At 38.7% G+C, this 22,446-nt stretch carries 23 protein-coding genes; 14 read left to right on the top strand and 9 right to left on the bottom strand.

Features of this window, described 5'->3' with window-relative positions; all coding sequences use genetic code 11:
• Positions 1-32: 32 nt before the first annotated feature.
• The 4 genes from SHI21_RS07645 to SHI21_RS07630 form a co-directional block, all read right to left on the bottom strand.
• Positions 33-1,046, bottom strand: coding sequence for a VOC family protein (locus tag SHI21_RS07645; protein ID WP_323575740.1), 1,014 nt, complete (start codon positions 1,044-1,046; stop codon positions 33-35).
• Positions 1,047-1,048: 2 nt separating this feature from the next.
• Entirely contained in the window at positions 1,049-1,600 is a 552-nt protein-coding gene (locus SHI21_RS07640) for a glutathione peroxidase (RefSeq protein WP_323575739.1), read from the bottom strand.
• A 108-nt stretch (positions 1,601-1,708) separates the two neighbouring features.
• Entirely contained in the window at positions 1,709-2,713 is a 1,005-nt protein-coding gene (locus tag SHI21_RS07635) for an ABC transporter substrate-binding protein (RefSeq protein ID WP_323575738.1), read from the bottom strand.
• A gap of 261 nt (positions 2,714-2,974) precedes the next feature.
• Positions 2,975-4,588, bottom strand: a complete 1,614-nt coding sequence (locus tag SHI21_RS07630) for an acyl-CoA dehydrogenase family protein (protein ID WP_323575737.1) — start codon at positions 4,586-4,588, stop codon at positions 2,975-2,977.
• A 135-nt stretch (positions 4,589-4,723) separates the two neighbouring features.
• Between SHI21_RS07630 and SHI21_RS07625 the strand changes: the two genes are divergently transcribed.
• The 7 genes from SHI21_RS07625 (at position 4,724) to SHI21_RS07595 (ending at position 12,827) form a co-directional block, all read left to right on the top strand.
• Entirely contained in the window at positions 4,724-5,830 is a 1,107-nt protein-coding gene (locus SHI21_RS07625) for an enoyl-CoA hydratase/isomerase family protein (RefSeq protein ID WP_323575736.1), read from the top strand.
• Positions 5,831-5,921: 91 nt separating this feature from the next.
• Positions 5,922-7,244 (top strand): cytochrome ubiquinol oxidase subunit I, encoded by a 1,323-nt coding sequence (locus tag SHI21_RS07620; RefSeq protein ID WP_323575734.1) that lies wholly within the window; start codon positions 5,922-5,924, stop codon positions 7,242-7,244.
• Positions 7,234-8,259 carry a cytochrome d ubiquinol oxidase subunit II gene (locus SHI21_RS07615; protein ID WP_323575733.1) on the top strand — a complete coding sequence of 342 codons (1,026 nt, stop codon included), beginning with the start codon at positions 7,234-7,236 and terminating at the stop codon, positions 8,257-8,259. Before SHI21_RS07620 ends, SHI21_RS07615 begins: the two co-directional genes overlap by 11 nt.
• Entirely contained in the window at positions 8,256-8,693 is a 438-nt protein-coding gene (locus SHI21_RS07610; RefSeq protein WP_323575732.1) for a GNAT family N-acetyltransferase, read from the top strand. Before SHI21_RS07615 ends, SHI21_RS07610 begins: the two co-directional genes overlap by 4 nt.
• A gap of 150 nt (positions 8,694-8,843) precedes the next feature.
• Positions 8,844-10,790 carry a sensor histidine kinase gene (locus tag SHI21_RS07605; protein ID WP_323575731.1) on the top strand — a complete coding sequence of 649 codons (1,947 nt, stop codon included), beginning with the start codon at positions 8,844-8,846 and terminating at the stop codon, positions 10,788-10,790.
• Between the two features lie 68 nt (positions 10,791-10,858).
• Positions 10,859-12,262, top strand: a complete 1,404-nt coding sequence (locus SHI21_RS07600) for an alpha/beta hydrolase family protein (RefSeq protein WP_323575730.1) — start codon at positions 10,859-10,861, stop codon at positions 12,260-12,262.
• A 91-nt stretch (positions 12,263-12,353) separates the two neighbouring features.
• A complete protein-coding gene (locus SHI21_RS07595) occupies positions 12,354-12,827 on the top strand; it encodes a hypothetical protein (protein ID WP_323575729.1) in 474 nt (157 codons plus the stop codon).
• Positions 12,828-12,866: 39 nt separating this feature from the next.
• Here the strand turns inward: SHI21_RS07595 and SHI21_RS07590 are convergent, their stop codons facing one another.
• Both SHI21_RS07590 and SHI21_RS07585 read right to left on the bottom strand, forming a co-directional pair.
• Positions 12,867-13,073, bottom strand: coding sequence for a hypothetical protein (locus SHI21_RS07590; protein WP_323575728.1), 207 nt, complete (start codon positions 13,071-13,073; stop codon positions 12,867-12,869).
• A 12-nt stretch (positions 13,074-13,085) separates the two neighbouring features.
• A complete protein-coding gene (locus tag SHI21_RS07585) occupies positions 13,086-13,400 on the bottom strand; it encodes an HPF/RaiA family ribosome-associated protein (RefSeq protein ID WP_323575727.1) in 315 nt (104 codons plus the stop codon).
• Positions 13,401-13,760: 360 nt separating this feature from the next.
• On the opposite strand from SHI21_RS07585, the gene SHI21_RS07580 reads away from it, so the two are divergent.
• Positions 13,761-14,801 carry an alkene reductase gene (locus SHI21_RS07580; RefSeq protein WP_323575726.1) on the top strand — a complete coding sequence of 347 codons (1,041 nt, stop codon included), beginning with the start codon at positions 13,761-13,763 and terminating at the stop codon, positions 14,799-14,801.
• Between the two features lie 91 nt (positions 14,802-14,892).
• Positions 14,893-15,564 (top strand): HAD family hydrolase, encoded by a 672-nt coding sequence (locus tag SHI21_RS07575; RefSeq protein WP_323575725.1) that lies wholly within the window; start codon positions 14,893-14,895, stop codon positions 15,562-15,564.
• On the opposite strand, the gene SHI21_RS07570 is transcribed toward SHI21_RS07575, so the two are convergent.
• The gene (locus SHI21_RS07570; protein WP_323575724.1) at positions 15,530-16,711 is read right to left on the bottom strand and encodes a nucleotide disphospho-sugar-binding domain-containing protein; all 1,182 of its coding nucleotides are present in this window, start codon (positions 16,709-16,711) and stop codon (positions 15,530-15,532) included. The genes SHI21_RS07575 and SHI21_RS07570 overlap by 35 nt on opposite strands.
• Positions 16,712-16,779: 68 nt before the next feature.
• The gene (locus SHI21_RS07565) at positions 16,780-17,598 is read right to left on the bottom strand and encodes a LysR family transcriptional regulator (protein WP_323575723.1); all 819 of its coding nucleotides are present in this window, start codon (positions 17,596-17,598) and stop codon (positions 16,780-16,782) included.
• A 100-nt stretch (positions 17,599-17,698) separates the two neighbouring features.
• On the opposite strand from SHI21_RS07565, the gene SHI21_RS07560 reads away from it, so the two are divergent.
• The 4 genes from SHI21_RS07560 to SHI21_RS07545 all read left to right on the top strand — a co-directional run bounded on the left by SHI21_RS07560 (position 17,699) and on the right by SHI21_RS07545 (position 21,042).
• Positions 17,699-18,637, top strand: a complete 939-nt coding sequence (locus SHI21_RS07560; protein ID WP_323575722.1) for an L-tyrosine/L-tryptophan isonitrile synthase family protein — start codon at positions 17,699-17,701, stop codon at positions 18,635-18,637.
• The gene (locus tag SHI21_RS07555; RefSeq protein ID WP_323575721.1) at positions 18,618-19,310 is read left to right on the top strand and encodes a TauD/TfdA dioxygenase family protein; all 693 of its coding nucleotides are present in this window, start codon (positions 18,618-18,620) and stop codon (positions 19,308-19,310) included. The genes SHI21_RS07560 and SHI21_RS07555 overlap by 20 nt, the downstream gene beginning before the upstream one ends.
• 11 nt (positions 19,311-19,321) lie before the next feature.
• Complete coding sequence (locus SHI21_RS07550) at positions 19,322-20,548, top strand: cytochrome P450 (protein ID WP_323575720.1); 1,227 nt, start codon at positions 19,322-19,324, stop codon at positions 20,546-20,548.
• A 71-nt stretch (positions 20,549-20,619) separates the two neighbouring features.
• The gene (locus tag SHI21_RS07545; RefSeq protein WP_323575719.1) at positions 20,620-21,042 is read left to right on the top strand and encodes a hypothetical protein; all 423 of its coding nucleotides are present in this window, start codon (positions 20,620-20,622) and stop codon (positions 21,040-21,042) included.
• Between the two features lie 32 nt (positions 21,043-21,074).
• Here the strand turns inward: SHI21_RS07545 and SHI21_RS07540 are convergent, their stop codons facing one another.
• Positions 21,075-21,488 (bottom strand): hypothetical protein, encoded by a 414-nt coding sequence (locus SHI21_RS07540; protein WP_323575718.1) that lies wholly within the window; start codon positions 21,486-21,488, stop codon positions 21,075-21,077.
• A 169-nt stretch (positions 21,489-21,657) separates the two neighbouring features.
• Here SHI21_RS07540 and SHI21_RS07535 point away from each other — a divergent pair, with 169 nt between their 5' ends.
• Positions 21,658-22,419, top strand: a complete 762-nt coding sequence (locus tag SHI21_RS07535; protein ID WP_323575717.1) for a siderophore-interacting protein — start codon at positions 21,658-21,660, stop codon at positions 22,417-22,419.
• Positions 22,420-22,446 lie beyond the last annotated feature (27 nt).

Below are 22,446 nucleotides of genomic sequence, written 5' to 3'. Positions count from 1 at the left end.
ATTTTCTAACATTGATAATTTACACGATGGTATCAAATTGACTCCAAAAACTTTCTAAGTTGTGAGTCAGCTACTTTTTGAAGCAAGAGCAATTCATTGTAGGCATCAACTTTGATCCCTAGACCTGTGGCAAATGCTGGCTCAGTCTTCAATCCATTCTTGCGCTTTTCGATGACTGTTTTTTTTAGTTTTTCACCACCTAATTTTAATAAGCGCTCTTCAATCTGAAAATGCAGATAAGCTTTTTGTTTGGGGACAACTTTATCTTGAGCAAAAATTTCAAAAGGAACTTTATACAGATTAAAATTAACAATTAAAGTTTCCAGTCCATCGACACTCAGCTGCTCTGAAGTGAATCCTTCTAAATGTCCATACTCTCTTTTTAATTCACTGCTGAGTTCATTAAGATCGGTTGCATACATAAGAATATCAAGATCTGATTGTTCTGTATAAACTCCTAAAGGAAATGTCCCTGCAACAAAGGGCATATACTTCTTAAAGTTTTTTAGAATTTTTGATTCCTCTAATGCACCAAAGATCTTTTTATTTTCTTCAACTCTAATCACTGACTCTAAAGACATATGGTGAAACTTTAAGTTCCTCTCCCCCAAGTCTACTTCGAACTCTTGATTAAAATCTTTTTTCAGACCGCCAAGATCGAGTTTTAAATGTTTATATTTTATTTCGAGATCACTGAAGGATTCATCGCAGACAACTTCAATATGCTCGAAGCCTTCTTTGGTTGGTTTTGATGGTTTAGGAGCTGGAAGCTCAACCACATCAATAGACCATTCTTTAAACACAATAGGCGAATTAAGTTTGAAGGTTGCAATAGGACGTCCATTGACATCACTTTCGATCAGCAGGTGTCCGAAGGTTAAAAACTGAGTTTTTAATTCTTCATAACGATCAAGAGAGTCTACGCGGTAACATAAATGATCTATGTCCCAGTGAGGGGCAATCTCAATCTTTGAATCCGCGAGAGTCTTAAATAACTTCTCTAAAAATTCTACTGCAAGCTCTTCAAATTTAATCTTATTCATCATCGTTAAGCTTCTAAGGCCTTTTTAATTTCATTAACAAGTAATGGATCTTGTGGATCGATATCCGGAGCGAAACGCCCTACGACCTTCCCATTTTTATCGATCAAGAATTTTTCAAAGTTCCACTTAATGTCATAAGTATTCCCCGTAAGAAGATTTTTTGATTCTAAAAACGACATTAAGCTTCCGCCTTCAAGGATGACGGCGTCTTTTTTTGTTTCTGTAAGATACTTATACAGTGGATGTTGCCCTTCACCTTTTACAACGATCTTTGAAAACATTGGGAATTCAACTCCGTAAGTTGAACGGCAAAAATCTTGAATTTCATTGTCTGATCCCGGCTCTTGAGCATAAAACTCATTAGCTGGAAAACCTAGAACTTCTAAACCTTTTGCGTGGTAATCTTTGTAAATTTTTTCTAATCCTTCATATTGAGGAGTTAATCCACATTTAGAAGCAACGTTAACCATCAAGAGAACTTTCCCTTTATAATCAGCAAGACTTTTATTTTCACCAGTAATTGTTTTTAGATTAAATGAATAGACATCTGAGCTCATACGATCTCCCTAGAAGATACAAATCTTGATTGAATTTGACCTTTAGAGTAGCTGTTTTATTTCCAGTTGTAATGAGAAATTCTACAGTTCACTTGATGTAACTTATGACTAAATTGCAGTTTGCTCTATATCATGTGTAATAACATTTTGATATTGAACTTGAACCATCTGTGGAGCCGCGCATTCACCATTTCTGTCAAACTTAATATCACCAAGGACTGTTTTAAAAAGCGCCTCGTGAGTGTGTCCTATTAATTTCGCATCATTTAAGCTATTCGTGGCCTTTACAGCTTGCTCAATAATCTGCAACTGAGCATAGGCCTGAGGGGCCAGATAGTAGCCCAAGATATCTGCTTCAATACAAGATGTTTTAGAAAGATACTCTTCCATAAATTCTTCTATACCAGAACAAACAATTCGAAGACCCAAAGGCCCGACAACAGAAGCTCCAATTTTTTTAGGATGAAACCCAATTTCATTAATCGCTTTCATAATTCCCAAGACATCAGAAGAATAAGCAGCGATATAAATCACATCCGGCCTTAAATCAGATAATTCTTGTGCCAGAGATGAAAAATCAAATGTCGCCAGAGAGTAATTGTATTCAAAAATAATTCGCTGAGAATTTCTGGCGATATTCTCTCTTGCTCCAAGAACAGAATTTCTCGTTAATTCAGCATCGGCCGAGATAATAGCAACGGAGCTATTTTTTGCAGCGGTTTTAAAAAAGTTTTCAGCAAGAGTTGTATTTGGCTTAACCCCTATAGGAATCATTGAAAAACAGTTAAATGAATTGGCCACTTTTCCCATCAGACTCACAAAGTATTTATCATACTCAAGGGCCACTTGAATGGCAGGGGCCACAGAATTTACTCCATACCCACCAATCACTAAATCAACTTTTTCTACCTCGATAAGATTTTTATAGATATCGGCAACAAGTGAAGAATTAGATTTATCGTCAACACAAATCAGTTGAACTCTTTTTCCTAAGAGCCCACCTTTTTTGTTCACTCTTTCTTCCCAAATCTTATGAGCAATTAAAGCTGATTGACCGTATGCTGCGAAGGCCCCGGTTAACGATAAGCTGTATCCAATTTTAATTGATGTCATAAAGCGATCCTTGCACGACAAAGTATTAGAGAAAAAAAGCGTAACGAAGATATTTTTCGTTGTAAATATCATTTATTGATAAAATTGTTTTTTTAAGATTGTCTTATTTCGCAAATATTAATATTAAGATTATCAAGAGCTTAACGCGGATAAAGGAGTGTTTATGCAAAATTTCATTAAACGTACTGCTCGTATTATCTTACAATAAAGAGATATTGATTAAGAAATGACCCAATTAAGCGCCCTCAAATTTATCTAGAATTAAAAATGTTTTTTCATAAAAATTTTAAGTAGTTCATAATCAACACTTTCTCCACGAAGCCATGAGACTGCTGACACTAGATTACCAATCTTAAATGCCATTTCACGTGCTTCAGCTTCTAGGCCCTCATCACCTAACTTATATGTTGCCATCACCCACTCATTTAATTTTTTAAGTTCTGCTTCAACTTGTTTTTTTGAATCAGAATCAGTTGTACGACTTAATTCTGCATTCAAGAATTGAACTAAAAGCGGCCATGACTGATCTTTTTTCAAAGCACGCAGTAAATCCAAACTTAGAACATTTGTTGTTCCTTCCCAGATAGAAAAAACCTGGCTGTCTCTATAAAGTGTTGGGATACCACTATCTTCGATATATCCAACTCCTCCGAATACCTCCAGAAGCTCACTAGTCCATTGAACAGTTCTTTTTGCTGTATAAAGTTTTAAAACAGGAGTCAGAAGTCTTAGAATGCGATTTAGATCTTCACGATTTAAATTCAGTGAATTATTAACTTCAAAAACTTCTTCATTACCAAAGATTTCAGCAATCAAAAAAGTAAAATGAAAACATGCTTGAAAATCTGCATTTGCATTTTTTAAAAGTGAAGCGGTTAAAGGATGTTGCCCGATCACTTTATCGAAAGCTTTTCTCTTAGATGAGTAATCAGTTGCGAGTGTGAGAATTCTTCTGAATGCTGCAATTGAGGTGACTGAGTTATAAAGTCTGGTCACATTAAACATTGAAGAGATTTGCTTAACACCCTCTCCAACATTTCCAACCAGAGTTGCTTTGGTTCCCACTAATTTTAATTCAGCAGTAGGAAGAGCTTTGGTTCCTAATTTATCTTTTAAGCGAAGCACTTCAATATTATTTAAAGATCCATCTGGTTTATTGATCTCAATATAAAAAAGTGAAAGCCCTCTGCTGCCTTTGACAGTCGTTCCATCACTTTCTTCGATTCTTGCCAGGGCCATCGACATTTCACTAGTGATTGCTGAAGTGAACCACTTTGTACCAAAGAGTCTCCACTCTCCATTAATTTTTCTAGCTATCGTTTCTGAATTCGAAACATCTGAGCCACCAGCTCTTTCCGTCATCCACTGTCCTGAAGTCCAGAACTGATCTGGTTTATCGCTGGTTAAATGATTGAACGTTTTTTTAAAGGCTTCACCACCGTAAAGCTCAAGAAGTTTTGCCGCTCCATCCGTCATTGCCAATGGGCATGAATAAAAAGCACTTGAAGGGTGAAATAAATATAATTTTGCAAATTGAACAATGCGAGAGTGGGGCCCGTACTTTCTTTCATATCCGAGTTTAACAATCTGCTCTTCTGCACTTACTTTATGCAGATCAGTCCATCCTTTATCGACAACAACTTTATCAATGCGATTTCCCCATGCATCGAATTGTTGCAGCTGTGGTGGGTTCGCCTCTGCACTCTTTGCCATTTCAAGAACATCGCTTACGACTCTATCGCCAAAACGTTTTAAGTCATCGGTAATCTCTTTTTTAACTTTGGTCGGAAGCTTTTCATTGAGATATGATTTCAAAAGTTCATCATCATCAAATTGATTGCGAAGAACCGGGCCTGCTTGAAAAAATTCTGACATGAGAAACTCCTCTAAACGTTTTAGGTTATTTTAACTGAGATAAATAAAAAACCAAAGTCATTCGTGAATACTTGACTTTAACTATTTGCAAAATATGATTACTAAGTAAGTTGAAATTTAAACGGAACTTCCCCTATGACAAATATCATTCTTTCAGAAATTAAAAATGGCGTTGGAATCATAACGTTTAACTCTCCCAAGAGTTTAAATTCCATCAGTCTTGAGATGGCGCTTGCTATGACGGCCCAACTTAATGAATGGAAAAAAGACAACAACGTTCATTGCGTTTTTTTACAAGGAAATGAAAAGGCCTTCTGTGCCGGTGGTGATGTCCGCCGTCTTTATCAAGCTTTAATTAAAACTGAAAAAGGAAAAATCTCCAGCGACGCTTTGGAATTTTTTATTCAAGAGTATACATTAGACTACACCATTCACACTTACCCGAAACCTATCGTTGCCTGGGGCGACGGTATCGTCATGGGAGGAGGAATTGGTTTACTAGTTGGTGCCAGTCACAGGATTGTCACTGAAAAAAGTAAACTGGCGATGCCTGAAATTACCATTGGTCTCTACCCCGATGTCGCCGGCACATGGTTTTTAAACCGCATGCCTGACGGATGGGGAGATTATTTTGGATTAACCGGTGCTCGCATGAATGCAGGAGATGCTCTTTACCTGGGCCTTGCTGATCACTTCTTATCAAGTGAATTAAAAGATGTTGTCCTTGAAAAAATGATGACGCAAAAATGGGAGGAGAACTCTGAGAAAAATAAAATTCTCTTAGATCAAATTTTTAAAAGTCTAAATAGCTCCAACTTTTCTTCACCAGTAAAAGAGCATGCTTCTTTCGCAAAAAAACTGTCACAAATAAAATCAGTCAAAGAATTTAATGATCTTCTCGCGAGTGAATCAGCGCATGATGAATGGCTGGCCCTCGGATATAAAAGTTTTAAAGCAGGCTCTCCCACTTCGGCCATGGTGATCTTCGAACAACTTAAAAGAGGAAAAAATTTAAGCCTTGAACAAGTCTTTTGCTCAGAGCTTAATCTCTCTGTTCAGTTTTCTCTAAGAGCTGATTTTCCAGAAGGTGTACGAGCACTTCTAGTCGATAAAGATTTAAGCCCAAAGTGGCAACCAGCAACGCTTGAAGAAGTCACAATGGCAGACGTTGAAACTTACTTTACTCAAGTATGGAATTCATTAGATCACCCACTTAAATCTTTCATCTGCAAAGAAAATTAATTTCTCCTCTTTCATTTTACATATCAAATTCAGGGGAATAAAATTAGGGTCGCTTTAATCCATTGACGTTTTCAACCAAGAACAAACAATAATGGAATTTTTTACAAATGATTTGCTAGCAGCAAGAAGAACCATGGCCTTTTCATTAGGCTTTCATATTATTTTTGCCAGCATCGGAATGGTGATGCCATTCTTTATGGCCGCAAGCCACTACCTTTATTTAAAAACCAACAACACTGTTTATTTGAAGCTCACTAAGATGTGGTCAAAAGGTGTCGCGATATTATTTGCCACGGGTGCTGTCACCGGAACAGTCCTCTCTTTTGAACTGGGTCTTTTATGGCCGGCGTTTATGAAACATGCTGGCCCGATTTTCGGTATGCCTTTTTCATGGGAAGGGACCGCTTTTTTTCTTGAGGCCATCGCCATCGGAATCTTTTTCTACGGATGGAATCGCATCCCTAAATGGGTCCATTGGTTTTCAGGACTCATGGTTGGGATTTCAGGATTACTCTCAGGTATTTTTATCGTTGCTGCCAACTCATGGATGAATACTCCTGCAGGATTTGATTGGGTGAATGGAAAAGCAATCAATATTGATCCCGTCGCGGCCATGTTTAACAAACACTGGTTTCAACAAGCACTGCATATGAGTCTTGCCGCTTTCGTTTCCGTTGGATTTGCCGTTGGTGGAATTCATGCCTACTTCTATTTAAAAAATAAAAAAACTGTTCTCAATGCGAAGGCCTTAAAGATTGCTTTAACTTTTGGAGCGATCGCCGCCATTCTTCAGCCGTTCAGTGGACATTTATCGGCGCAAAAAGTCGCAGAAAACCAACCATTGAAATTGGCGGCCATGGAAGCGCACTTCAAAACAGAAAGAAGAGCTTCACTCGTTATCGGTGGTATTCCCAATATGGAAACCGAAAAAGTCGATTACGCAGTCAAAATCCCTGGTGGTCTGAGCTTCTTAGCTTTTAATTCATTCGATGCTGAGGTGAAAGGTCTGGATCATTTTCCCAAGGAAGACTGGCCTCCTGTTCTCATTGTCCATGTGGCCTTTCAAATCATGGTTGCTCTGGGCTCATTACTTATTTTAGTTGGTTCAATTTTCTTATACTATTCTTACAAGCTAAAACGCGCCCCACTTCCGGAATGGCTTTTAAAAACCCTGATTGCTTTTATCCCCGCTGGATTTTTAGCTCTTGAAGCTGGATGGACGGTTACAGAAGTCGGCAGACAACCGTGGATCATTTACAATATTATGAGAACTAAAGAGGCCGTCAGCACTGTGCCTGGGTTAGGTTTTCACTTTCTCTTTTTTGTTGTTCTCTACATTATCGTTGGTGGTGCCTGCACTTACCTTCTGTACCGCTTGATAAAAAGTTATCAGGGAGACACTAATGTTGATTAACATCATTGAAGTCATCTCTTTTATTGCTTTAGTTTTCTACATCATTTTCGGTGGTGCTGATTACGGGGCTGGTATTCTAGAATTTTTCAAACCCAACAAGATTAGAAAAATCGATACCGAAATCGAACATATCATCAATAAGGCCATCGGTCCCGTGTGGGAAGCTAATCACATCTGGCTCATTTTAATTATCGTGATTCTCTTTAATGGATTTCCGGAATTATTTCTCATTCTCTCAACCCATCTTCACCTGCCATTAGTTGCTGTGCTCATGGGAATTGTCTTGCGTGGAGTGGCCTTCACTTTCAGGCACTACGACATCTTTGAAGGAAGACCGATCAAACTCTACACCAGAATATTTTCACTAAGTAGTTTATGGACTAGCTTATGGCTGGGGATTATCGCCGGCGCCGTTATCTTAGGCCGAATCGATCCCACTGCACAGACTGTTTACGATCTCTATATTCATCCCTGGTTTAATTACTTCTGTCTTTCAGTAGGAATTTTTGTTGCCAGCGTTTTTACTTATCTTGCTTCTTCATTTCTGATTGGAGAAACGGACAACTTACTGATCAAAAATTATTTTAGACAAAGATCTCTCATCGCCAATATCGCAGTCATCTTAAGTGGTGGTGCTGTTTTTCTTACTGCCCAGTATGAAGGATTTTTCTTAATGCAGAAATTCTTCCAGAATACATTTTCAATTATCATGATGATCCTGGCGACTCTATTCTGGTGCTGTCAGGAAGTCTTTAGAAAACATTTGAAGTTTTTACACCGACGAATCCTGGTTGTCGGTCAGGTGGTTTTTATTTTACTTGGGTTTTTCTTTATTCAGGCCCCCACCATTATTTCAATGTCCACGGGAAACCTGACAATGCAAAATACAGCAGCTCCTGAGGCCACGCTCTTTCAATTAGTCGTTGCTTTGATTGTCGGATTAGTTCTTATCATCCCAAGCCTGCTTTATCTGTTCTGGATTTTTAAATTTAAAGAAGAGGATATGACTTTATGACCGAGACAAAAATGGTGACTTTTAATTCTCCTGAATACCTTGCTGCTGTCAAAATTAGAAAAGACGTTTTTGTCATCGAACAAAATATTCCGGAAGAGCTTGAAGTGGATCAGTATGAAAAAAACTGTGAGCATTTCCTCACAAAAGTGGACGGTATTCCTGCCGCGGCCGGACGTTTAAGAATTAAAGACAGCACTATTAAATTCGAAAGAATTGCCTGTTTAAAAAACTATCGAGGTACTGGTGTTGGACGAAACCTGATGCAAAAAATGCTTGAGCATGCACTAAGCGCGCACCCTAATCTTACGCCTTATATGCATTCGCAAACGATAGCTGCCGCCTTTTATGAGAAACTGGGATGGACTTCAGAAGGAGAGGTTTTTTACGAGGCAGATCTCCCTCATATTGCGATGATCTATAAGAGACAAAAATAAGGCACTTACAGTGATTATTTTTCATACAAACGCATTGAAAGAAAATCATAATTCTTCATCATGTTTCTATGATTCTTATTTTGTCTCTAATACTTGACTCTAACTCATTGCTTACATAAAATGCGTTTACGATTTTGCTGGGGTTTGTCATTGTCAATTAGAAGGAAACTTATTCACATTGTTTTGGTGTTTTCAACACTCATTATTGTTTTAATGGGAATGAATTACTTCGTCATGAGCACTCTTTCGACAGTGCGTGCTTTTGTGGCCGGAGAAGCTTTTTATTCGAAGGGACAAAAAGATGCGACTTACTTTTTAGCAAGGTACACCAGCACTCTGCGCGATGAAGAATACCAATTATTTTTAGAGAACGTAAAAATTCCTGTCGGTGATCGCATTGTTCGCGAAGAACTTTTAAAAGACGATACAGATTATCTAAAAGTTGATGCCGGACTTATTCAAGCAAAAAACTATCCTGATGAAACCCGTGATGTTGCCAAGCTTTTCAAACGATTTCAAAATATAGGTTACTTCAAACAATCTATTGGTTTTTGGACTTTAGGCGATGCCGAAGTTCAAAAGTTAATTGATGTGGCCGAAGAAATTCACTCTCTCGTTCAGCAAAAAAAACTGACTCCTGAATTGGCCAATGCCTACCTGTTAAAAATTGATGAACTCAATAAAAAATTAACTTACTTAGAAGAACAGTACTCAAATGTTTTAGGTAAGGGTGTTCGTTGGGCCACATCATGGCTCTTCTACGTAAGTTTCACCATCACCATGTTGGGATTTATCTTTGCCGTCTGGATTACATTCTCCATCGCCAAAGAAATTTTAAAACGCATTGAAGTTTTAAAATTAGGAACGATTCGTGTAGAGCAAGGAACACTGACGACGCCGATTGAAATCACTTCTCCACTCGATACAAAAGATGAGCTTATTCAGCTGGCGATTTCATTTAACAAAATGACTGAGAGCTTAGAGAAGGCCATCAGCGAAAGAGATATCGCAAAAGAAAAACTTGAAGTGCGCGCCAAGCAGTTATCTGAAGCTCAGGAACTTGCCCATATCGGTAGCTGGGAGCTTGATGTTGCAAATTATAATGTCATTGCTTCTGATGAATTTTATCGCATCTTTGGTCTTGAATTAGGCTCTGAACTCAACCTTGGGGAACTCATTCAACAAGTCCATCCTACTGATTACGACATAGTTAAAAAAGAGCTGGATGCAACGATAGCTCAACATAAAACATTCTTCCTGGACTTCAAAATTACCAGAGCGAATGGAGAAATTCGCGAAGTCAGTCAACAGGGTCGCCCTATCCTGGATGAGAACGGAAAAATTATTAAGATTATCGGAACCACTCAGGATATTACTGAACGCTTTAAAATTCAGTTGCAGATGATTCAGTCAAACAAGATGGCTTCACTGGGTGAAATGGCCAGCGGTATCGCTCACGAAATTAATAATCCACTGGCGATTATTAAAATGACTGCTCTGCAGATGCAAAAGAATGTGACTGATGAAAGTACCATCTTTAAAAATGGAATATCGAAAATTGATTCTACTGTTGATCGCATTTCTAAAATCATTCAAGGATTAAGAACTTTCTCGCGCGATGGACGAAATGATCCTTTTGAAATTGTTTCTTTCGATCATTTGATCGACGATATTTTGAGTTTCTGTAAAGAAAGACTTAAGCACCATTCGATTACACTGATCAAAGATGAGCTAGACCCCAATTTAGTTTTTGAAGGAAGACAAATTGAAATCTCTCAGGTCATTTTAAATCTTCTTAACAACGCCATCGATGCCGTGGATCCTCTTCCTGGTGATAATAAATGGATCAGAATTTCTGCTAAAAATAATGGCAGCTTCCTGGAAATTAAAATCACTGATAGTGGAAATGGGATTCCTCTGGAAACTCAAAGTAAAATGTTCCAACCATTCTTCACAACGAAGGAGATTGGTAAAGGGACTGGACTTGGATTAAGTCTTTCCCTGACTATTATTAAGAACCATCTAGGAGAAATTTTCCTGGATAACGACTCTCCAAACACCTGTTTTGTCTTGAGACTGCCTAATCAGCAAGTTTAGGTAAACACCCTCTTTGTTAAGAAGGCCCTATACTTCAGTTTTTGTTTTGTAAGTCCGAAAAGACTTACATGACAACGAAAAGGCTTATTACAGTTATCTCACTCCTATGTTTTGTGACTTCATGTAAGTTAAATTTTACGTCTAAACCAACACCAACAGAAATAGACACTCCAGCAGGCCCAGTTGTAGACCCTGATCAATTTACAAGCTCAGTTCTTTCTGATGAAAGTTATGTTTCAAGTGGCACGCATACATACCAATTAATTAAGGCCACTTCAGGGTCCAACACTCCGACTTATATGCAATGGATTCCTAACGATACTAATACGACTGCGGGGGCCGTCATTGTTTATTATCCTTACGAGAGTATTGACTGGAGTGGTGAAGCTATAGATACCAAATGGTCAGCTCTCGCTTCCGGCGGACAACCTGATGAAGACGGGCCTTATTATAACGTTGCTACTTCTTCGCAAATTGCCAACACACCTATCTCGCATTTAACTGCTGCTCAAAATATGTCTTTGTTCACATCAAATAAGCTTCACACATTAATTGTCTATGGACGCTATTATTCTGGAACAACTGTGGCCGGCGATGTTCAGGCCGTTGTTGATGGGTACAGGTTTTTAAATTCAAAAACGGTAGTCGATAAAACTAAGATTGGTATTTATAGCGGCTCATGGGGTGGCGTTGGGGTTCTTTATGGATCAAAGGCCGCTGCTACAAACTACAACTTAAAACCAAAAACCATATCTCTGTCTTATCCTGTAAGTGATTTAAAAGCACTTTCCGCTTACATGGATTCAATTCCTACACTAACTACAGACGTAACGAAGAGAGCTCAGTATGTGGCCTTTTTTGATCCTTATAAAAGACGTCTTGATAAAGCGACTGAAGCACTCGCTGGCCAGCCTACCAGATACGATAAGTATTCAAGGCCAGAGTTAGCATCGCTTGATGCCTCACTTTTTGTTATTCATGATGACTGGGATACGTTAGTTCCCGTCGGATTTACGAACAACCTTTTCACATCTATGACTTTGTCTGATAAATATGTCTATTACCAACGCCATCCAACAGCGATTGATTACGACACTTTTATTCTAAACCACTCTCAAGCTGGGCTTCATCAGGTTGATTACGCTACGACCTTAACCTGGAATTACCATTTCCTGATTACAGAACTTACTGATCCTACTCAAACAAGAGTTACTTCTTTTGCACGCAGTACTTATGAAGCTCAATTTCAACATATGAAAATAATGTTTGATGGCGGTGCGGACACAAGTGCTTTCAGGAAAACCCTTGGGCTTCTTTGCAGGCCGAACCTGCAGATGCTCGATGTTGAAAGCGGAAGTTTTTATTCTGGTTCTGATGTCTTCGTCTACATAATGAACGTCTACTATGGGGTTGCATGGGCCGCAGATGGTCCTGCCGCTTGCGCCAAATTAATCACCAATCCACCTTTCTAAGGTATCCCGAGCATTACACTCGGAATATTATTCTCTTCTTTTTCTCTTATTATCGACTATATTAGTTTCATAACTTTTATTAGGAGATCGTATGAAAAAGAACCTTACTCTATTAACAACTCTGGCAGCTGCCTTGATTATTTCAAGCTGTGCTCACAATAAAGCAACTGAACAAAAAGTTGAAAACGAAATTAAAGAAGTTCCATCTTCTCAAACAAAATCAATCACAGGAACAATTAAGGAGCAAATTGCAGCTTCATCTCTTTCTGCTGAACAAAAAGAAAAGCTAATGGCACTTGAAGAAAAAGCTCACGCTGAACATACTGCTCTTACAGATGAACTTGAAAGAACAAAAGTTGTTATGATTCAAACTGTACTAGAACCTAAAATGAGCCAGAAAGAATTCAATATTCTAAAGAATAAGATTACAGCTCTGGATAAAAAAAGATTAGCTAATGGTTTTAGAAATGCAGCTGAAGTAAGAAAAATCATTGCTCCAACAGCTACAACACAAGACAAAATGATCTATAAGGCAGTTATCGAAAATCGTTTAAGAGGCTTCTAGTTTCACTATAAAAAAGGGCGATTTAAATCGCCCTTTTTTTTATGCTAATTCTAAAATATCAGCTTCTATTTTTGCTAAGTTTTCTTTTTCAACCTGATAAAGTCTATATGTGACTTCACGAGTTCCCTCTTCAGCTGCGCTGTCATCAGGATTGGTCATAAGCGGTTGTCTTAATTCCAACTCGATCTGTTCAATTCTTTCTCTAATTTTTTGACTCTTAATTCTTAAGTCTTCTAAAGTGTCCATACATTTTCCTTTCTAGTAGTTAGCTCGACCGAGAGTGCTCTCGATAGAGTGTTTCATTTTTTCAGTTGCTCCGATCAGCGCCTCATCAATTGAACTTGCATCACTTGTGACAGCAGTTGATTTTCTTCCTGTAATACGGACTTCAATCATACAGCGCTTATCATTCGATCCAGCTTTGTTCGAACTATTTTGATCGCTAAAGTGCACATCAACATGAGTAAGCTGATTACTAAAACGGTGAAATGCTGATGAGACAACTCCGCTTACATAATCAGAAAATTTCTGACCTCCATCAATGTGATTGTCTGTGTTGATTTGAATATTCATAGTAGCTCCATTCCAGTGGTTTATTCACATCATTACTATTACATAATTCATGCCAACATTTACTGGAGCAGAATGCTTCTGATGTTAAGTAGATAACAAATTGGTAACAAAAGCTCTTTAGTAAAAAATTCCTATTATGCCCCGTTAAAATAGAAATTTTACGACTCTCTACAATGGCAGAGATTCAATTCTCACTTAGCAAGTTACCTCGAGTTTACTTCTCCTCTGCTCAAATTAGGCACAATTCTGTTACTAGACTACAGAATCGTTGCCACTAACATTCCCCTATACAACATTCCCTATTTTTAAAATTAGGATTAAGATGACAAGACTAGAATCCACATATCTCAAAGGAAACATATGTCAGTACTATTTGAATCAATCGATCTTGGAAATTTAAAATTAGCTAACAGAATTATTATGGCACCTCTTACTCGTGCGCGTGCAGGAGTTGAAAGACTTCCCAATGATCTTATGGCCAAGTACTACGCTCAAAGAGCGACTGCAGGTCTTATTATTACTGAGGCCACTTCTGTCACGCCAATGGGTGTGGGCTATGCAAATACTCCAGGAATCTGGTTACAGGAACAAGTTGAAGGTTGGAAAAAAATAACTGAAGCTGTTCACGCAAAAGGTGGAATCATCGTGATGCAACTTTGGCACGTAGGACGTATTTCTGATCCGATGTTTTTAAATGGTGAACTTCCAGTTGCACCGAGTGCGATCGCGGCCCTTGGACATGTCAGTTTAGTCCGTCCTGAAAAATCTTATGTCACTCCACGCGCTCTTGAAACTTCAGAAATCGCTGGCATCGTTGAGGCCTATAGAGTTGGTGCTCTTAATGCAAAACTTGCTGGGTTTGATGGTGTAGAAATTCACGGTGCTAACGGATATCTGCTTGATCAATTCCTTCAAGACAGTACAAATAAAAGAACAGACCAGTACGGTGGTAGTATTGAAAACAGAGCAAGACTTGCACTAGAAGTTGTCGATGCTATTACGACTGTGTGGCATCCACAAAATGTTGGATACCATATCGCTCCTCGCATGGACTCTCACACCATGGGAGACTCAAATCCTGAAGCGACATTCACATACCTGGCGTCTGAGTTGGGAAAAAGAAAATTAGCTTTTATTTTCTCAAGAGAAGCGCAAGGTCCAGGATATTTAGGTGATAAAATTAAAGAGGCCTTTGGTGGTCCATATATTATCAACCAAGGTTTAGATAAAAAAACGGCCGAAACTTTAATTAAAGAAGGTCGCGCGACTGCGGCTTCATGGGGAATGAGTTTTATTTCAAACCCAGATTTAGCTAGAAAGTTAAGAGAGGACATTCCTCTTACGCCAACGAATATGGCGACGATTTATGCTAATGATGAGGCCGGATATACAGATTACTAAAAAGCGAAGGCCAGGTTTCAGGCCTGGCCTTTTGACGATGATCAATTTATTCAGTAGATTATTGAGAATCGTCCTTTAACCAAGACTGACTATGGCCAATTTTAAAGAAGTGAATCACCAAATTTTAGAATTCGTAAAAAACTACGACAATATCATCTGGGACTGGAACGGCACTTTGATTGACGACGTCGATACGGCCGTTGCCTGTATTAATAAACTTCTTCCTAAGTACAATGCCTCAGTTATTACGGCCCAAAAGTATAGAGAGATTTTTGATTTCCCTGTCAGAAAATACTACTCTCATCTGGGTCTTGATCTTGAAAAAAATACGTTTGAAGAAATCAGAGACCAATACGTAAAAGACTATAATCTCAACATCGTTCTTAACTCTTCCTTATTTCCAGAAACTGCAAACCTTCTGGAAGAAATTAAAAAAACAAAAAATCAGTTTATTCTCTCTGCTGTCTCTCAATGGCATCTCGACTCCATCACGACCCACTTTAAAGTCGATCATCTCTTCAATGAAAGATTTGGAGTTAATGATCACTACGCTTCTGGAAAAATTTCACGTGGTATGGAATTAATTAAACACGCTGATCTCAGGCCGGAAAAAACAATTCTCATTGGCGATACCATCCATGATTTTGAAGTGGCCAGAGAACTTGGGCTTAACTGTTTACTTCTGGCCGATGGACACCAATCTCCTGCTCGTTTAAAGGCAGTCACAGCTAATGTGATCTATGGTCGAAGAGATTATCTTTAATATAGTTAACAATTCCATCCAATCCTTTGCATGAAGTAAATGACTTACTCATTAACTTCACATTTTTCTGTATCTCGGCATTGTCTAAGACTGTAAGAACAGCTTGTCTTAACAACTCCGTTGAAATGGCCTCTTTTTTTAATTCAATACCAAGCTTTAAATCATTCACTCGTTTAGAATTTCCAAATTGATCATTGTTATAGGGAATGACCACCAAAGGAACGCCAAAATGAAGGGCCTCATTGATACTATTCATTCCACCATGACTAATAAAGCAGTCAGTGTATTTTAGAACTTCAATTTGAGGGATATGCGGAAATGCTAAAATGTTGGCAGGAAGTTCCCCCAAGGCCCTTACATTCTCCTCTGAAGAAACGCCTAAAACAAGCTGATAGTTTGCATCGTCAGCAAAGGCCTCTATTAGTTTCTTATAGAGACAAAGGAGTTCCGGGTCTTGCTTCAAAAGAATCGTTCCGAAGGCCATCGTGATAATTTTTTTGTTTTTTGCTACTTCTTTTAAGACCCCGATTAAAAATATCGTGTTCTCTTGATTAGTTTTGGCCACGACTCCCGCGTATATAAAATCTTCTTTCACTGGCGGATTAAAATCTTTAGAGGTAAAAACAATATTATGTTTTCCATAAGCACCCAAACACTGACTCAAAGAGAGTTCAATATCGTATTTTTCTTTTAAGTATTCTATTGAGCGCAAGTTCGCTTCATCTATCACCACTCCATGTTTTTTGAACATTTCCTGCTTTGCTTCTTCACTAAGAGCAAATGTCGTCACTGTACAAAAAGCAGGAATATTATAAATAAGTCCTAGGACATAACCCCAAATCGCCATAGAGTCGTAGATAATAAAATCCGGACGAACTCTTTCAAACTCTTCAGTTAAAAATGGAAGGAGCCCAACCGTTGCCGGAATGGTTTGCAAAACAAAATTTTGTCCTGGATTAAAATCAGAAGCTTTGTAGTCGTCGTATCCGTAATTGATAAATTCTGCACCAGCAGACTCTATCAGCTCGCGACGCTCAGGTGATGAGTGGTAGATGATTTCAACCCCACTTTCCTTCAAGACCTTAACGACAGGCAGAGTGGGATTGATATGTCCTAGTCCAAAAATATTATAATAAATTGCTTTCATGCGTACTAAATAGCTTTTAGCTCATTATTACACAATCAATGCTTCGAATAACTAATATAGGTAAAAAGCTATAGTTGGATAAAAGACTTCTTGAGTTCATCAAAAATGATCTTCCCTTCTTTAGACTTAATAATTTCGGGGTAACAAACCAAGGCCAGGCGGTCTTTATAAGAAGGAGTTCCTTCCACCTTATGAAGTCCCAGACGTTGAGCTTTAACTACCTGAGAAGGAAGAATCCCCAGCCCTGCTCCTGACTCTACCAGATTGGCAATGAGTTCAAGATTGGCCACTTCAATTCGCTCGACCGGCACTCCTTTCCATCTGGAAATGATCGCTGAAGACTGGATCATATCCGGATTGTAAATCAAACGGTCGCTATAGCGTTTACTCGACTCCCACACTGCAACGTCATCTTCACCAATCAGTTTTGTGATCAGACCTGGAATCGGAAGCGGGTTCATCACCAGTCCAAAGTCCACTTCTCCCTCGGCAACTTTCTTATTAATCTCAGCTGAAGACCCGTTAACAACTGACAGGCTTAAGTTAGAAGAAAACTGATTCATTGATTTTAAAAATCGTCCTAATAAGAACATTCCAACTGAAGGATGGCATCCGATCTTAAAAGATAAGTTAACCGGAGCTCCCTTAATCTTAAACAGCAGTTTTAAAGCGCTCTGGGCCTCAGGAAGGATCATTCGTCCTTGAGGTGTAAGCTTGATCCCATTTCTTCCACGAATAAAGAGTGGCAGGTTTAATTCAGTCTCCAGCTTCTTGATAGCGAGGGACAAAGACGGCTGGGCCATCTCTAACTTTTCCGAAGCTTCAGACAAAGTACGTGAATGAGCAACGGCAATGAAGTTCTCTAAATCTTTGAATGTGATCGACATATAGTCTTTTACCTATGTTGAATATTATTTATATCTAATTTTTAAATGAATCTTTCTAGTTTATCAATAGTCCATCGAATTAATTGTAAGGAGAATTTGTATGATGGAACTAAGTAATGAGAATCTTGAAGATCTAAGTTTGGCGATTTCAACGGCATGTAAAGAGCTTAGCAAACTTTCGAATCACGGGAACGTTATTGAAGATTATTACCAAATTCCTATTATGCAAAAGATTGAAGCTCAAATGGTTCAAAGGAAAACTCTTCAATTTCTTTTGCCAGCATTCCCGGCCAAAAGCCCAAGTCCATTAAAGACAGCAGGCCATCACCCGGACCTGGGTGAAGTTCTGGCATTAAATAACTTAAATGAAATGTGTAAAAAGATTACTAGTCTCTATGAACCAGGTGCTGAAGTGATTATCTGCTCTGATGGGAGAATCTTTAGTGACGTTGTTATGGTTTCAGACAAGATTATCGACGAGTACTCTGAATGGATTAAATCCATCATTATTGAATTTGATCTAAAGCATCTTTCAACATTTGCCATGGATGACATTCATCAGGAGATGAACGGGCCTGAACTAAGAGAGCGCTTGGTTTGGCAATACGCTAAATCACTGGATGAAGTGCGCTTTCTTGTCATCAACGACGACGACTTCCGCGGTCTCTTTAATGGTGTTCATAAGTTTATGCTAGAAGATCAGATGGGGCTTCCTGAGAACGCAACAATCAGCAAGAACCAGCTTAACAAAAAAACAAAACTTTTAACTTACGAGTTAATTAGAAGATCTGATGCCTGGTCAACTCTCCTGCTTGATTATTTCGACGATTCCCTTCGTTTATCAATTCATGCTTACCCGTTAACTCATGAAAAATTTGGCGTGAAGCTCGTTCACTCATCAGAAAAATGGGCCACTCCTTGGCACAACGTCACGGTAAAAAAGGGTGAGCAGTTTGAGTTGATGCATTTATCAGAAGCTGAAAAACTGGGTGCAAAAAAAGAATTATTCAGAGGTAAATATGTCTACTTCCAAGCTTAGTGGTTTAAAAATAATAAGAGATCAGCAATTTTCAGATTCAGAATTACTAAATTTTGCTCAAGGCCTGAGTGAAAAATTAGGAGAGCTTGAAGATAAAATTCTTCATTGGGACTTCGGCCCGATCATGGATATGAAATTTAATCCTGCAGCGCCGAACTATCTTTTCTCCAGTGAAAATGTTCCCCTTCATTGGGATGGTGCTTTTTACAAAGAGCCAAGCTATTTGCTTTTTTATTGTACAGAAACAAGTGGCACAGGTGGAGAGACACTTTTTTTAAACACTGAATTACTTTGGGACTCGCTAACTGCTGACGAAAAAGAAGAATGCAGTAAGATTATCTTAAAATACTCAACGGAGAAAAAGGCCCACTACGGTGGAGAAATTACTGTTCCTCTAGTTCAGACTCATCCACTTACCGGCAAAACGATTTTAAGAATTGCCCAAAAAGTTGAGACGACACTGAATCCTGTGACTTTGACTATTCTGGGGGCCAGCGATGCAGCAGATTTTTACCAGAGAATGGAGAAAAAATTAAGCGATCCCAAATTTCTCTACACCCATGCATGGAAAAAAGGCGATGTGGTGATTTGTGACAACTTTACTTACCTGCACGGAAGAAAAGCACTGGAAGGAAATCTCACTCGTTCATTTAAACGTATACAAATTCTCTAGGAGCATCTTATATGAAAACGGCCACAGGTATTTCTTTTCTCGACTTTAAAAAAGCAAGCACAACAGCAGACTTCCCGGATCAATTCTCTCATTACCTAAAATCATTGGGCGATATCTACTTTTGGGAAAAAGGAAACTTCCATGTTGTAACCAAAGCAGAAGATGCAAGAAATGTTCTCACGAACCCCATCTTCAGCGCTGACCGCGGTGGATTTTTCATTTCCAGAATGCCTGATATGGACTTATCTCTTATCCAGGATTTTTTTGGTGTCGTAAAAAAGATGATGGTTATGAGTGATGATGAAGAGCATAGCAAAAGAAGAAAGATTGCTTCCAGTGGATTCGAAGACCATATTATCGACCGCTTTGCTAAGACAGTTCAGCAAACTGTAAAAAAACTTGTAGATGAAGTCAAAGACAAGAATCAATTTGATTTCGTCGATATCAGCAAAAGGCTTCCTTCTACTATTCTTGCTGACTTGTTTAGCATTCCTGAAAGCGACAGAGAAAACTTCTTCACACTGGCCAATACGATGACTGGATTTTTTGGAGGGGCCTCTAATTACCAAAATGCCGATGGTATAGAAGTCAACAACGCTGCCAAAGCTTTGAAGAGCTATTTTGAAAACCTTATCGTGAGTCGAAGAAACAGCAATGGCGAAGATTATGTTTCGATCTTAGTCCGCGCTCAAAAGATGACTCAATTAACTGATGAAGAATTAGTCTCTCAAATGATTATGATGTTAGTCGCGGGTCAGGTCACGACAACTGATCAAATCAATAACATTATGTACCTGTTTGCTAAGCATACTGATATTCAACTTGAAGTAAAAAAGAACCCCCTGCTGATTGCCAACGCGATTGAAGAATTAAAACGCATTGATCCGGCCGTTACTTTCATTTTTAGAGTGGCAAGGGCCGATGGCATGCTGAACTCTCAGCCAATCAAAACTGGGGACGTGATTTTTATTTCTACTCATTGTGTGAATCGCGATTTACCACTAGAAGAAAAACCTGATGAAATCAGGATTGAGAGAAAAGCGGCCCACTTTGCTTACGGCCATGGCCCCCACTACTGCCTGGGAGCAAAATTAGGTCGCTTACAAATCCGCCTGTTATTTGAAGAGCTTTTTAAAGAATTACCTCTTTTGACTTTAAACGAAACACTGGAATCTAAGCGCGATCACTACTCGCTTTCGTTCTCAGGATTCACAAATTTAGAGTTGGCACAGAGATAATTCTTTACTCTTAGAAGCACTCACTTCAAAATCTATAAGGGAGACTCACATAGACTCTCCCCCAAGGATTTATGAAATTTTTAATGACGTTTGTTTTACTAACTTTTGCATCTGCCAGTTTTGCTTGTACAGACTTTGCGGGCAACTACCTTGATGATGACTCAAATCCCTATTCAATTGTTCAATCGGGATGCGAATCTTTTACACTCGCCGGGAAATCAAATATTGCAGATGGACAGTTCAGGACCCAACAAGAAACAGCGGCCATTAAAATCAGCTCTGCTGCTTCTTTTATCGACTACTATCTTCAAGTAGAAAATATTGTTGATTACAAAACTCCTTTTCCACCAGAAATGCCTCTCGATATGATTCCTGCAAAATATGTCACGCTTTATACGATTGACTGGAAAGGCAATCTTGCTATCGATACAACTGTGTACAATAACAAAAATGAAGTGATCAGCTCAGAAAATACAACTCACCAAAGATTATAAAAAAGGCCCGCTTAAAGCGGGCCTCCTAAAAATTATCTTTTTAGTACACAAACTTTATCGCCATCATAATCCAGCGTTAACGTATCATTCACAATCTTCATATCGAATTTTCTATAAGTAAATAAACCTCTTTTGATCACGTAGCTAATATGTCCTTCTCCATCGTAAACAACTTTCTTAGTTCCTTTCAGAACAATGTCTCCTAAATCAGACATCCACGGCATTCTTCCTTTATTAATATTCCCAAGCTCTACTACTACGTAATTAGATTCTGAGTTGATCACTTTTAAGCTTTCAGATGAAGTATCATAAACAACATCAAAGTTCTGACAAGAACCATAATTAGTATCCCCAGAAACAACTGTGAAATGTCCTTCGAAGTTGTTGATAGATGCGTGTGCAGAAAAAGTTAGAAGAGTTCCAAGAATAAGTGTGATGATTTTCATAATTGTCTCCGGGGTATTTGTTAATTGAGACGACAATAAACCATTCTTTAAAAATGATCTTGAAACTTGTAAATAATATAGATAAATGAACTCTATCTAATTAATGGATACATCTACCAATGAGTAAAAGTGTTTGACTGCTCAAACTTTTTAAAATAGGCTGTACTTCATGAGCACAAAAGAAATAAAAAAAGTCATGCACGAATTAAAACTAAGACTTCTGACTGTGAAATCAGTGGAAGACCTTTCACCTCATATGAGACGAATTACACTCACTGGCCCCGAGCTTGAAGGCTTCGTGACGATGTCACCAGAAGATCATGTGAAGGTCTTTTTTCCTAAAACGAATGATGAACTGCCGGTTCTTCCCACAATGACAGACAAGGGCCCGGTCTTTACTGATGATGTCACCATGAGAGATTACACTCCCCGCTTTAATAATGGAGACAAAGAGCTGGTGCTCGATTTTGCTCTTCATAAAAAAGGGCCAGCGAGCTTATGGGCCTCTCGTGCACAAACTGGAAATACGTTAGGTATTGGCGGACCTCGCGCTTCAACGATTTACCCAGAGTTCAAAAACTACATTCTCATCGGCGATGATACTGCCATTCCCTCAATCGGCAGAAGATTATCAGAGCTTCCTAAAAACGGCCGTGCCATCGCTATTTTAGAAGTCGACGATGAGAGTGCTGAACTCGTCTTTGAAACAGAAGCAGATGTTGAAGTTCTGTGGCTTTATCGCGATGGAGAAAAGGCCGGCGATTCAAAGTTATTCGCTAAACAAATTAAGGCCCTCAATCTTCCGACAGAAGATGTATTGACGATTATCAGTGGAGAGATTTCAGTTGTTAAGGAATTAAAGCGTGTCTTTATTGAAGACTATCATTTTGATGAGACCTGGATAAAGGCCACTGGATACTGGCGAGCTTAAAAAGATTGCAGTCAGGATAAATTTACC

Origin of the sequence: Bacteriovorax sp. PP10 (assembly GCF_035013165.1) — a bacterium.
Classification (GTDB): Bacteria; Bdellovibrionota; Bacteriovoracia; order Bacteriovoracales; family Bacteriovoracaceae; genus Bacteriovorax; species Bacteriovorax antarcticus.
Note: the sequence above shows the minus strand (reverse complement) of the source record. Positions and strands in the feature narration are given on the sequence as shown.

Bases quoted from the DNA above. Each gene is read 5' to 3' on its own strand.
- SHI21_RS07645 (WP_323575740.1), bottom strand. From the start codon at position 1,046: ATGATGAATAAGATTAAATTTGAAGAGCTTGCAGTAGAATTTTTAGAG.
- SHI21_RS07640 (WP_323575739.1), bottom strand. From the start codon at position 1,600: ATGAGCTCAGATGTCTATTCATTTAATCTAAAAACAATTACTGGTGAA.
- SHI21_RS07635 (WP_323575738.1), bottom strand. From the start codon at position 2,713: ATGACATCAATTAAAATTGGATACAGCTTATCGTTAACCGGGGCCTTC.
- SHI21_RS07630 (WP_323575737.1), bottom strand. From the start codon at position 4,588: ATGTCAGAATTTTTTCAAGCAGGCCCGGTTCTTCGCAATCAATTTGAT.
- SHI21_RS07625 (WP_323575736.1), top strand. From the start codon at position 4,724: ATGACAAATATCATTCTTTCAGAAATTAAAAATGGCGTTGGAATCATA.
- SHI21_RS07620 (WP_323575734.1), top strand. From the start codon at position 5,922: ATGGAATTTTTTACAAATGATTTGCTAGCAGCAAGAAGAACCATGGCC.
- SHI21_RS07615 (WP_323575733.1), top strand. From the start codon at position 7,234: ATGTTGATTAACATCATTGAAGTCATCTCTTTTATTGCTTTAGTTTTC.
- SHI21_RS07610 (WP_323575732.1), top strand. From the start codon at position 8,256: ATGACCGAGACAAAAATGGTGACTTTTAATTCTCCTGAATACCTTGCT.
- SHI21_RS07600 (WP_323575730.1), top strand. From the start codon at position 10,859: ATGACAACGAAAAGGCTTATTACAGTTATCTCACTCCTATGTTTTGTG.
- SHI21_RS07595 (WP_323575729.1), top strand. From the start codon at position 12,354: ATGAAAAAGAACCTTACTCTATTAACAACTCTGGCAGCTGCCTTGATT.
- SHI21_RS07590 (WP_323575728.1), bottom strand. From the start codon at position 13,073: ATGGACACTTTAGAAGACTTAAGAATTAAGAGTCAAAAAATTAGAGAA.
- SHI21_RS07585 (WP_323575727.1), bottom strand. From the start codon at position 13,400: ATGAATATTCAAATCAACACAGACAATCACATTGATGGAGGTCAGAAA.
- SHI21_RS07580 (WP_323575726.1), top strand. From the start codon at position 13,761: ATGTCAGTACTATTTGAATCAATCGATCTTGGAAATTTAAAATTAGCT.
- SHI21_RS07575 (WP_323575725.1), top strand. From the start codon at position 14,893: ATGGCCAATTTTAAAGAAGTGAATCACCAAATTTTAGAATTCGTAAAA.
- SHI21_RS07570 (WP_323575724.1), bottom strand. From the start codon at position 16,711: ATGAAAGCAATTTATTATAATATTTTTGGACTAGGACATATCAATCCC.
- SHI21_RS07565 (WP_323575723.1), bottom strand. From the start codon at position 17,598: ATGTCGATCACATTCAAAGATTTAGAGAACTTCATTGCCGTTGCTCAT.
- SHI21_RS07560 (WP_323575722.1), top strand. From the start codon at position 17,699: ATGATGGAACTAAGTAATGAGAATCTTGAAGATCTAAGTTTGGCGATT.
- SHI21_RS07555 (WP_323575721.1), top strand. From the start codon at position 18,618: ATGTCTACTTCCAAGCTTAGTGGTTTAAAAATAATAAGAGATCAGCAA.
- SHI21_RS07550 (WP_323575720.1), top strand. From the start codon at position 19,322: ATGAAAACGGCCACAGGTATTTCTTTTCTCGACTTTAAAAAAGCAAGC.
- SHI21_RS07545 (WP_323575719.1), top strand. From the start codon at position 20,620: ATGAAATTTTTAATGACGTTTGTTTTACTAACTTTTGCATCTGCCAGT.
- SHI21_RS07540 (WP_323575718.1), bottom strand. From the start codon at position 21,488: ATGAAAATCATCACACTTATTCTTGGAACTCTTCTAACTTTTTCTGCA.
- SHI21_RS07535 (WP_323575717.1), top strand. From the start codon at position 21,658: ATGAGCACAAAAGAAATAAAAAAAGTCATGCACGAATTAAAACTAAGA.